This is a genomic window from Glaciecola sp. KUL10, assembly GCF_003203515.1.
Classification (GTDB): Bacteria; Pseudomonadota; Gammaproteobacteria; order Enterobacterales; family Alteromonadaceae; genus Glaciecola.
Window position 1 is genome coordinate 203,595 of record NZ_BGNG01000006.1, and the last position, 11,718, is coordinate 215,312.

Here is an 11,718-nt window from a genome sequence, read left to right on the forward strand (position 1 = left end):
TAGAATCGCCGAATAACTCAGATGCTTTAATCACTAACACTTTTTCTTATGTATTTGCTTATTTAAATTTTCTAAATAGGCAAACTGATGGTGTTAGGTACAAAGAAATAGGATTGCTTAATGACAGACCATGCTTCAAATTTCGCTCAACACATTCAAACACTACAAGCTCGCACCCAAGAGGCCCTTCTACGAGAAGCAATCGACGGTTTGGTAATTCACTCTGGACAAGCTAAACGTTTGTTCCTAGATGATAATGATTATCCATTTAAAGTTAACCCACACTTTAAAGCATGGTTACCGGTAATAGATAATCCAAACTCTTGGCTTGTGGTTGACGGAGTCAATACGCCTAAACTTATCTTTTACCGGCCGGAAGATTTTTGGCATAAAGTGCCACCTGAACAAACGGGGTTTTGGGTCGAACACTTTGATATCGTTTATTTAAAACAGGCTAACGCTGTTGAGAAGCATTTACCGTACGACAAGGCAAAATTTGCTTATATTGGCGAATACCTAGAGGTTGCGAGTGCGTTAGGCTTTGAATTAGTCAACCCAGATAGGGTGCTCAATTATCTTCATTGGGAGCGTGCCTATAAGACAGACTATGAATTAGACTGTATGCGCGGAGCCAATAAAATTGCGGCTAAAGCACATCGCGCAGCAGCAAATGCATTTATGCAAGGCAAAAGTGAATTTGAAATTAATGCTGCTTATTTGCTTGAAGCGAAGCAAGGTGATAATGATGTCCCGTATACCAACATCATTGCCTTGAATGAACACACATCGATTCTTCATTACATGATTACCGATACTACAACACCAGACGAGCATCGAAGTTTTTTAATTGATGCTGGTGCGGGTTACCACGGATATGCTGCAGACATTACACGCACTTATTGTGCTATAAAACACGATTTTCAAGCCCTTATAAAAGCAGTTGACACTTTGACCTTAGATTTATCGATGCAACTAAAGCCAGGTGTTGTCTATACCGATATTCATCGACAAGCGTATGAGGGTGTTGCTAAGATTTTAACGGACTTCGAGATCGTGAATTTAATGCCGCAAGATTGCGTTGAAAAGGGTATTGTTAGTACCTTTTTCCCTCATGGAATTGGCCACTTTTTGGGCCTCCAAGTACATGATGTCGGGGGGCATTTTGCAAACGATAGAGGCACCCCCAACCCAGCGCCATCTGAGCACCCATTTTTGCGTTGCACACGCACGGTAGAGGCTAGGCAGGTATTTACGATCGAGCCAGGCTGCTATTTCATTGATAGTTTGTTAGCCAAATTAAAGACAAGCGAAAATTCAAAATACATAAACTGGAATATGGTTGAACATTTTAGACCGTTTGGTGGCGTGCGTATTGAAGACAATGTCATTGTGCATCGTGAGCGGAATGAGAATATGTCGCGGGATGCCGGAATCTAACAAGGGCCGTGAGTGAGTCCTTAGGCAGCAGAGTTGGCTCTCAAGCAACCAACTCTGTTTCGTTATCCTATAACCTGATGACAATGGTTTATATCTAGGTTTTTACACTAGGCGCATATCATTTAAGTAGTGAGACCACGATTGACTGCATCAATTGCTGACTTTGATTAATACACGCTTCATAACCATTGCAGTTGACGAACATTGAAATAGTGGTTTCCTCGTTCACAAGATAGTAGTTTTCAGTTTTGTAGCCGGGTTCATCACCTCCGTGATGATAGGCAGTTCTTCCATTTCCCATCTCTTTAAATAAACCCAAACCATATGAATCATTTGCGTTAATTTCGACCATTGAGTCTTCTCCTATCAATATTTCTCTAACGTCATCACCAATGACTGAGTCGTCAGTTAATATCGCATTTAATAGTAGATTCATATCTTGCACTGAAGAGACAAGTGGGGCGTCAGCGACACCTACGTTTTCATAGATTACCTTTGAGTCTTCTAAGTCCTCATCAAAAATAACATAACCTGAAATAGTCGAACCAAGCTCTTTTTCAAGGCCATTGTAATAAGTGTGATTCAAGCCCAAGGGTATAAAAATCCTATTCCGCATAGCCACGGAGTGATGCTCTCCAAGAACTGAATCCATAATTAGACCTGCCAATAGATAGTGGGTATTTGAATAATGAAAACCTTCACCAGGTTCGAAATAAGCTGGCTTATTTAATGCGAAGTCGAGTGCAAAACTATCCGTTTTTAGTGATTCAGGGTCACTGATCAATGCCTCATACCATTGTGCAGAACTTGCAGGATCAAGATAATCGTATACGCCAGCGGTATGGTTTAGTAGTTGACGAAGCGTAATAGTTTCGCTGTTTTCTATTTGAGCTATTATTTCCTCTGGCAACCATGTGTCAATTGTATCGTCTATGTTTAGCAAACCATCTCTATGTAACATTGCAGCAAGCAAAGCTGTCGCTTTTTTACCCGAACTTCCTGTGGGCATAACATCGTCAATTTGCATAGGTGTTAATGTCGTTAAATTTGATACACCTGCACTACCAACAAAACTGATTTCAGGTGATTCAATCGCTAAGATAACGCCAGGTAGATCTCCATCAACTGCCTCATCGATAACTTGCTGGTAATCGACGATTTGTTGAGGAGGTGGGGTAGGTACTACCAAGTCTTTATCATCGTTGTCGTTGCAGGCGCTAAGGCCAATTATCATGGCTGAAACCAGTAATAAAGGCTTAAATGGTTTGTTAATAAACATAAATGTTTCCTTAAATTTTGAATGGGAGAATTAATCGCTCAAGTCATAAGTTAAGGACTAAGTGGTGAACTAGGAGTGAATTTTTAACTTCAAATTTGTAATGCTTTTAATGTAAATACTGCGTGGGTCTCACCTCACATTTACCTTCATTAGTAAAACCTAACAATTACAAAAATCCCGATACTCACTTTCTGCTTTGATAACAATCTCTTTGACATGTTTACGCAACCAAATTAAACCCTGATCTTTATCTTGACGGGTATGCCAAAACAAACTCGCCGAACCTGCGGGAATCTCAAATGGGTAGGGCACGCTGATAAGTTCTCCTTTATGGATGTGGCAAGCAACGGGGCCTAGAGGAGCAATAGCAATCAAATCACTGTTCACAAGTAAATCGGGCATCATGCTAAACTGATTGACGGTCATCGCTATGCGTCTTGATAGACCTTGAGAGGCAAGATATTCATCGGTAACGCCTACAGTATCGCCCGATAGTGAAACCAAAAGGTGTTGCGCTTGTGCGAATTTTTCAATCGTTAATTTACCTTTTGATAAGGGATGACCGGGCCGCATTACACACACATACTCTGGGTGAAATAGATGCTCTGCTCGAATGGTACCTGGCACTGTATTTGATGCGCCTATAACAAGATCGACAGTCGCATCATCAAGCACTTCACTGGTATTAATGATGGTGTAGGGCACCATATGGATGTTGATATCAGGCGCTTCTTCTTCAATCAGTTTGCGAAGAGGCAGCATCATCATTTGTACCACGATATCGGCAGCCGAAATTCTAAACGTTCGATTAGCCGTTGCAGGTTCAAAGTCTTTTGGTGCAATGACACCACTTAGCTCATTGATAGGTGCTTTAATTTGCTGCCACATGTTGTCGGCTTTTAAGGTCGGTTTAATATTTCGGCCATGCTTAACAAACAACTCATCTTTCCAAGCAACGCGCATTCTGCTGACTGCATTTGATACCGCAGGTTGTGTCATTGCTAATCGATCCGCAGCTCTGCTGATACTGCCTTCCGTCATAATTGCATCAAAAATGATAAGTAGGTTTAACTCTTGTGGTCTCATTTTCTTCTCGCTTTTTTATCTTTCTGATTTGCTTGGTTTTTGAGGGATCTATTTCAGCATGAATATGGCTGAAAATGTTAATTTTGTAAGTGCAAGGTCAAGCTAAAAAACATCTAAGTTACAAAACCTCGATACTTATTAATACATCATGAAATCAAATGTATCATATACATATATATAATTATATTTATTCTTTTGAAGTCACTATTATCCTCTCATCAAATATTGATTGAGGAATCAACATGACACTTTCAAACATCAAAATGAGTTTTAAATATATCGCTGCAGCACTTGCGCTATCTGCACTAGCAGCGTGCTCAGATGATAATAGTGAAGCAGCACCTACCGCAGGACAAAATGCGCCAAGCGTTGAGGTAGCACAAGTCATTAGCACTCAAGTTGCAGGCTGGCATGAGTTTACAGGTACGACGGTTGCACCTGAGCGTATACAGTTACGTCCTCGTGTTTCAGGTTATCTTCAAGAGGTGCATTTTGCAGAAGGTTCTGTTGTGCAAGCAGGTGATTTATTGTTTTCGATAGATGCGGCTCCGTTTTTAGCTGAGGTAAATCGATTGCAAGCAGAGTTAGAGATTGCTCAAAGCCAAGAAGCACTTGCCAAAAAAGAGCTTGCTAGAGCAAACAGTCTAATAAAACAAAAAGCGATTTCAAGTGAGCAACTTGATGCTCGTGCGGCTAACTTGCAACAAGCGTCTGCTCGCATCAATGCTGTAACGGCAGCGCTTCTGCAAGCAGAGTTACAGCTTGACTACACGCAGATCACTGCACCGATTACGGGTACTGTATCAAATGCTTTCATCACCAAAGGCAACTTTGTTAACGCGGGTGATTCGGTATTAACGACACTCGTTTCAAATGACAAACTGCATGCCTATTTTGATGCAAACCAAGAGACATACTTAGAATATGCGGGTGCGAAAAATCGTGCTGGCAGCTTACCTGTTTTACTTAGCCTGTCTAATTCAAGTGCGTTTACAGTTGAAGGTGAAATTGATTTTATTGACAACCAAATTGACGTGAGCACAGGGACAATTAGAGCACGAGCCCTAATTGAGAATACTGACAATACGCTGGTACCTGGATTATTTACAAGACTGCGAGTGTTTGAAAGCACTGAGACACAGCGAGTTTTAATTGACGACAAAGCTATCGCGACAGACCTAAGCAACAAATATGTACTTGTGCTCAATGCCGATAACCAAGTTGAATATCGTGCAGTGACATTGGGTGCGAAAGTAAATGGCTTACGTGTCATAGAACAAGGCCTAGAAGGTGATGAGCAAATCGTCATCAATGGTCTTCAAAGAGTAAGACCGGGTGCCTTTGTTAATCCGCAATTAGTTGCGATGACAAGTGATTTAAACATGCAAGAGCTCAACGCTTCTCAGCAACAAATTAAAGCCTTAAGGACTAAGCTGCGAATTGCAAAAGAACTTAAGCAAAACTCTGAACAGCAAGCCACTGTCGCACTGACCTCTGCGACTGTTGGAGCCTAATATGAACTTTTCACAGTTTTTCATCCATCGTCCAATATTTGCAGCGGTCTTGTCGATCATTGTGTTTATTGCAGGTGCATTGGCGGTGTTTAAACTGCCAATTACAGAATATCCAGAAGTCGTGCCTCCGACCATTGTAGTGAGTGCTGCTTATCCAGGTGCAAACCCAAAGACAATCGCTGAGACGATAGCGACACCTTTGGAGCAAGAGCTTCAAGGCACTGAAAACATGCTTTACATGTCTTCGCAAGCTACCGCTGATGGCCGCTTAACACTGACTGCGACCTTTGCCATTGGTACTGATGTCGATTTGGCTCAAGCTCACGTTAAATCTCGTGTAGACAGAGCACTACCTAGAATTCCTCAAGAGGCCCAAAGACTCGGTGTAACAACCAAAAAATCTTCACCCGATCTCACAATGGTGGTGCATTTGTTATCGCCTGATAACCGCTACGACAATCTTTATCTATCAAACTTTGCGCATATTAACGTAAAGAACGAACTAGCAGGGATTGAAGGTGTGGGTGATGTGCAGTTGTTTGGTGCAGGCGAATACAGCATGCGTATTTGGTTAGATCCAAACAAAATCGCTAATTTAGATATGACCGCTATGGATGTTGCCAATGCCATTCAAGAGCAAAATCAACAAGCAGCTGCAGGTAGTTTAGGCGCTCAGCCTAATGGTGAAAATGACTTTCAATTACTTATCAATGTACAAGGGCGTTTAGAGTCAAAAGAAGAGTTTGAAAACATCATCATTAAAGTAGGCGAGACAGGGCAGATTGTGCGATTAGGTGATGTCGCCCGTGTTGAGCTAGGTGCTGATTTTTATGCCTTACGTTCTTTGCTAGACAACAAACCTGCTGTTGCTTTGCCGATATTCCAAGCATCGGGTTCTAACGCGATTCAAATCTCTGATGATGTTCGCGCGAAAATGGAAGAGTTAAAAGAGATATTCCCTCAAGGTGTGGATTATCAAATTGTTTATGACCCTACAGTATTTGTACGAGGCTCAATAGAAGCGGTTGTTAAAACCTTGTTCGAAGCCGTTCTGTTGGTTGTGCTAGTGGTGATCTTGTTCCTACAAACTTGGCGTGCATCGATTATTCCGCTAGTTGCAGTGCCTGTTTCATTGGTGGGGACGTTTGCGGTAATGCACTTGCTTGGTTTTTCACTAAATGCCTTATCACTGTTTGGTTTGGTATTAGCTATCGGTATTGTGGTCGATGATGCGATTGTCGTGGTTGAAAACGTAGAGCGTAATATCGAAAATGGACTTTCACCGGTTAAAGCAACTGAAAAAGCGATGAAAGAAGTTACTGGCCCTATCTTTGCAACCACCTTGGTGTTGGCTGCAGTATTTATTCCGACTGCATTTATGTCAGGTCTTACTGGGCAGTTTTATAAGCAGTTTGCGCTTACTATCACTATATCAACTGTCATATCTATGTTTAACTCATTGACGCTTAGTCCTGCCTTGTCGGCTTTATTACTGAAAAGCAAAGATGCGCCTAAAGATGCCTTGAGTCGTGGTATCGATAAATTACTAGGAAAAGCCGTATTCAACCCATTTAACCGTATGTTTGCATGGGCTGAAAGTAAGTACAGTCTGACTGTAAAACGGATTTTAAGATCAGGTGCAATTGTTGGCTTGGGCTACGTGATATTGATTGGTGCGACGGGAATTCAATTTAACCAAACACCCACCGGATATGTGCCAAGCCAAGATAAACAATATTTGGTGTCGTTTGCGCAATTACCTGATGCCGCATCTTTAGACAGAAGTGAAGACGTCATTCATCAAATGTCAGAGATAGCTCTTCAGCATCCGGGTGTTGAGTCGACAGTTGCTTTTCCTGGCTTGAGTATCAACGGGTTTACCAATAGCACCAATGCAGGCATTGTATTTGTCACACTAAAAGACTTTGACGAACGTCAAAGCGACAACTTAAGTGCTAATGCAATCGCAGCCGAATTAGGGGCTCAATTTGGCAGTATTCAAGAAGCGTTTATCGCGATCTTTCCGCCACCGCCTGTACAAGGTTTAGGCACCATTGGCGGGTTTAAATTACAACTATTGGACAAGGCTAACCTTGGCTATGACGAGCTCTTCAACGTGACTCAACAAGTCTTGTTCAAAGCTTGGCAAACACCAGAATTAGCAGGTGTATTTAGCAGCTATCAAGTGAGCGTTCCGCAGATTCAAGTGGATATTGATCGCGACAAAGCAAAGGTTCAAGGCGTTGCAATCAATGATATTTTTAGGACGATGCAGATTTACTTGGGATCGCTTTATGTTAACGATTTCAATCAGTTTGGCCGAACTTATCAAGTTAATCTTCAGGCGGAGCAATCGTTTAGGCAAGAGCCATCGGACATTGAACAACTTAAAGTCAGAAATGCCTTAGGTGAGATGGTACCACTTGGTAGCTTTATTAAAGTATCAAACGTGGCAGGGCCGGACAGAGTAATGCATTACAATGGCTATACCACGGCAGACATTAATGCAGGGCCTGCACCAGGCTTTAGTTCGGGTGATGCGCAAGCTGCCATGAAGCAAATTCTTGATGAAACACTGCCATTAGGTATTGATTACGAGTGGACTGATTTGGCTTATCAACAAGAGCTAGCTGGGAATACAGCGATATTAGTATTACCACTTATCGTATTGCTAGTGTTTTTGGTGTTAGCCGCTCAATACGAAAGCTTAACCTTGCCCCTTGCAATCATTTTGATTGTGCCGATGACCTTATTGTCAGCAATCACCGGTGTGATTATTTACGGGGGAGATAATAATATATTCACGCAGATTGGCTTAATCGTGCTGGTGGGCTTGGCAACGAAGAACGCAATTTTGATTGTCGAGTTTGCAAAAGAGTTACAATCAAAAGGAGAGAGCTTACACAATGCTATTATCAATGCCTCTAGTTTGAGGTTGCGCCCAATACTCATGACTTCTATTGCATTTATTATGGGCGTACTGCCACTAGTGCTGTCTACTGGAGCCGGGGCTGAAATGCGCCAAGCGATGGGAGTCGCCGTGTTTTCGGGGATGATTGGCGTCACAATTTTTGGTTTGTTATTGACCCCTCTTTTCTATAAATGGATGAGTAAAGAGACGCTTCGCTAAAAACAAGTGTAGAACTAAGCTGTCTCGTGTGTTTTCGGATTAAAAGCCCTCAAGTTTGAGGGCTTTTTTTGTGCCGTTTACTCACCAAAAGGAGCGGCGCTAATGCTATTGCTTTACTTGCAGATACAGTACTTAAGTTGTAGAGTCTTGGCGCAATTGAAGAATATCAATAAAAGGTAATGACATGATTAATGGTCATCAGGATGAAGCCCCAAAGTTCATAGTAAAGTCTACGTTAATGATGACTTTGCTTTCAGGTCTTACGGTTGCACCTTTCTTTTTCATCAACCTTTATCATCAAAATTTACCCATCGCTGCGCTTGCTGCAGTATTTGCTTGTATTCAGTTTTTCAGTGCTTATCAATGCTACCACGCAAAATACAATACTGTTATCGGGTTTATCTCAAGTATACCCATGATGTTTATAGGCTCATCGTTAGCGCTTTTTGAATTGGGAGTAACCGCATCATATTGGCCATTTTTAAGCGTGTTTGGTTTTTACTTTACTTTGCAATTAAGAATGGCAAGAGCAACCAATATTTTGTACCTAATCATGATTTTTCCGCTTGGTTATTTCGTATTGCCATTTGAAGTGTTTGTTAGATTTTACCCAGGCTTGGTGGGTATTAGCTTGTTTTTGTACATCTGTGTGAATGAAATTCAAAATCAACATCATACACTGACAGAGATGTCGATTACTGATTCACTCACAGGCTTGTATAACCGAACCGTTTTAGATTTAACATTGGAAAATGCAATTAACTTGAGCAAGCGAGAAAATAAGTCAATGACCTTGCTTATGATTGATATTGATAACTTTAAAAGGATTAACGACACGTTTGGGCACCTAGTAGGGGACGAAGTATTAAAATGCCTTTCGAGTCTGATGAAAGAGAATTTCCGTAAAACCGATGCCTTGTTCAGGCTAGGAGGCGAGGAGTTCTTGGTACTTTTACGAGATAGCAATCGAGCAAGCAGCGTGATGGTTGCAGAGCGTTTGCGAGAAACTATTTCAAACACAGAGATAATAAGAGAACAACAAGTAACGATTAGCGTTGGTGTGAGTGAACTAACTAATCACAGTCAATGGAAGGACTGGCTTTCCGATTGTGATCAGCGATTGTTTAAAGCTAAAGAAGCAGGGAAAAATAAAGTAGTCAGTTCTATTCAAGAAGTGGCTGTTTGAACTAAGGTTTTACAACGAGGTACAACAGCATCCTTGCTGTTTAGTGTTTTTAACTGCTGCGATTGACCGCAATTTCCGCTAAGCCAAGCAGTGCCTCTTTGTATGGGCTATCCGGTAGCACCATTGCAGCTTCTTTAGCCTTGTTTGATTCCGCTACCGCCAGTTCTTTGGTGTATTCAATTGACTTGGTGGATTTCATCACTGCGAGTATTGTGTCGAAATGCTCCATTCCATTTGCATTTTCAATTGACGATTTTATCAGTTGTGCGTGCTCTTCGTCGGCGTTCCACATTGCGTGAAGCAAAGGCAGCGTTGGTTTACCCTCAGCTAAATCATCGCCAGCATTTTTGCCCATTTCATCGGCCTGTGCAGTGTAGTCCAACACATCATCAATGAGTTGAAATGCTGTGCCTAGATGTTTTCCATAAGCTTGCATTTTTTCTTCAACTTCTGGCGTCTGCTCTGTTAGCACTGCGGCGAGTTGAGTCGCAGCTTCAAACAATCTGGCTGTTTTGCTGTATATCACCTCTAAATAGCTTTCTTCAGTGGTGTTTGGATCGTTACAGTTCATTAATTGTAACACTTCACCTTGTGCAATTCGGTTGGTTGCGTCGGACAGTATGTCCATCACACGCATTCGCTTGAGATCAACCATCATTTGAAAGGCTCGAGAATATAAAAAATCTCCAACGAGAACACTTGCTTGATTGCCAAAAACGGCGTTTGCAGTTTCTTTGCCGCGACGCATGGTTGACTCATCTACTACGTCATCATGAAGTAAAGTAGCGGTATGAATAAACTCTATGATTGCCGCTAAGGTGTGATGCTCAGTGGTCTCAATACCCAGAGCGCGAGCACTTAGTACAGTTAGAAGAGGTCTTAGTCTTTTTCCACCGCTATTAACGATATAAAAGCCCAATTGATTAATTAACGCGACGTCCGAATTGACTTGAGCCTGAATCAGTTTGTTGACCGATTGCATGTCAGTTTCAGAAAGTGTTTGTATGTGATCTAACTGCATTTACCCTGCCGTTTGAATTATTAATATCCCAATTTCCCATTTGCTAGATGGTGCATATCCAGCGACCTTAATCGCATTTATGAGCCTTTAAATTGAAATATTACGCTGTTTTATAGTGATTTTTTTCCAAATATTGTACATTAAAGGCAATTGTTTTGTACAAACCTTAAAGGACTAGACCGCTACTTTTAGGGATTTATCCCGTAAACTTAAAATAAAAGCGTATTTGTATAAATAAAATTCAGTTAAGCCTTGATCACTGTCGGGGCTTAACGTACAATTCGCGCCCTGTTTTTTGAATTAAAGCGCTAAGAGCGCAGAGCGGAGAAATATATGTACGCGGTTTTCCAAAGTGGTGGCAAACAACACCGTGTGGCTGAAGGCCAAACCGTTCGTCTAGAAAAAATCGAATTAGCACCGGGCGAGACCGTTGAATTCGATAACATCTTGATGGTTAGCAATGGTGACGACGTTAAAATCGGCACACCTTATGTATCTGGTGGCAAAGTGACTGCAGAAGTAGTGACTCATGGCCGTGGTGAAAAAATCAAAGTAGTTAAGTTCCGTCGTCGCAAGCATTCACGCAAGCAGATGGGTCACAGACAGTGGTTCACAGAAGTGAAAATCACTGGCATTAACGCTTAATAGTTAATACAGATTAGGAGACGAACACATGGCACATAAAAAGGCTGGTGGTAGTACCAAAAACGGTCGCGATTCAGAAAGCAAACGCCTTGGCGTTAAGCGCTATGGCGGCCAAGACGTAACAGCGGGCAGCATCATCGTTCGTCAACGTGGTACTAAATTCCACGCGGGTGACAACATGGGTATTGGCCGTGACCACACTTTATTTGCACTTGCTGATGGTAAAGTTCAATTTGAAGTTAAAGGTCCAAAAAACCGTAAATACGTAAGCATCGTCGCTGAGTAATTTGGGTTTACAAGAAATTCGAAAGCCCCGCTTTTAGCGGGGTTTTTTTTGCCCGTAGATAAATGTCTTGCATCCTTCGATGCTTTTCTAATTGTCGATTGGCTGAGATGTAATGAGGTCTCGATAAGTTTGGT

At 41.8% G+C, this 11,718-nt stretch carries 9 protein-coding genes; 6 read left to right on the forward strand and 3 right to left on the reverse strand.

The window, feature by feature from the left end; genetic code table 11:
• Positions 1 to 120 precede the first annotated feature (120 nt).
• On the forward strand, positions 121 to 1,437 hold the full coding sequence (gene pepQ, locus KUL10_RS12055) for a Xaa-Pro dipeptidase (RefSeq protein ID WP_110429180.1): 1,317 nt from the start codon (positions 121 to 123) through the stop codon (positions 1,435 to 1,437).
• 118 nt (positions 1,438 to 1,555) lie between these two features.
• Here the strand turns inward: pepQ and KUL10_RS12060 are convergent, their stop codons facing one another.
• Positions 1,556 to 2,716 (reverse strand): serine hydrolase, encoded by a 1,161-nt coding sequence (locus KUL10_RS12060; protein WP_110429181.1) that lies wholly within the window; start codon positions 2,714 to 2,716, stop codon positions 1,556 to 1,558.
• Positions 2,717 to 2,875: 159 nt separating this feature from the next.
• Positions 2,876 to 3,802 carry a LysR family transcriptional regulator gene (locus KUL10_RS12065; RefSeq protein ID WP_110429182.1) on the reverse strand — a complete coding sequence of 309 codons (927 nt, stop codon included), beginning with the start codon at positions 3,800 to 3,802 and terminating at the stop codon, positions 2,876 to 2,878.
• 242 nt (positions 3,803 to 4,044) lie between these two features.
• On the opposite strand from KUL10_RS12065, the gene KUL10_RS12070 reads away from it, so the two are divergent.
• From KUL10_RS12070 to KUL10_RS12080, 3 genes are all read left to right on the forward strand, one after another.
• Positions 4,045 to 5,316 carry an efflux RND transporter periplasmic adaptor subunit gene (locus KUL10_RS12070; protein ID WP_110429183.1) on the forward strand — a complete coding sequence of 424 codons (1,272 nt, stop codon included), beginning with the start codon at positions 4,045 to 4,047 and terminating at the stop codon, positions 5,314 to 5,316.
• Between the two features lies 1 nt (position 5,317).
• Positions 5,318 to 8,446 carry an efflux RND transporter permease subunit gene (locus tag KUL10_RS12075; protein WP_110429184.1) on the forward strand — a complete coding sequence of 1,043 codons (3,129 nt, stop codon included), beginning with the start codon at positions 5,318 to 5,320 and terminating at the stop codon, positions 8,444 to 8,446.
• 184 nt (positions 8,447 to 8,630) lie between these two features.
• Entirely contained in the window at positions 8,631 to 9,632 is a 1,002-nt protein-coding gene (locus tag KUL10_RS12080; RefSeq protein WP_110429185.1) for a GGDEF domain-containing protein, read from the forward strand.
• 49 nt (positions 9,633 to 9,681) lie between these two features.
• Here the strand turns inward: KUL10_RS12080 and ispB are convergent, their stop codons facing one another.
• On the reverse strand, positions 9,682 to 10,653 hold the full coding sequence (gene ispB / locus KUL10_RS12085) for an octaprenyl diphosphate synthase (protein ID WP_110429186.1): 972 nt from the start codon (positions 10,651 to 10,653) through the stop codon (positions 9,682 to 9,684).
• Between the two features lie 333 nt (positions 10,654 to 10,986).
• On the opposite strand from ispB, the gene rplU reads away from it, so the two are divergent.
• Positions 10,987 to 11,298, forward strand: coding sequence for a 50S ribosomal protein L21 (gene rplU, locus KUL10_RS12090; protein ID WP_110429187.1), 312 nt, complete (start codon positions 10,987 to 10,989; stop codon positions 11,296 to 11,298).
• A 28-nt stretch (positions 11,299 to 11,326) separates the two neighbouring features.
• On the forward strand, positions 11,327 to 11,584 hold the full coding sequence (rpmA, locus tag KUL10_RS12095) for a 50S ribosomal protein L27 (RefSeq protein ID WP_110429188.1): 258 nt from the start codon (positions 11,327 to 11,329) through the stop codon (positions 11,582 to 11,584).
• Positions 11,585 to 11,718: the final 134 nt, after the last annotated feature.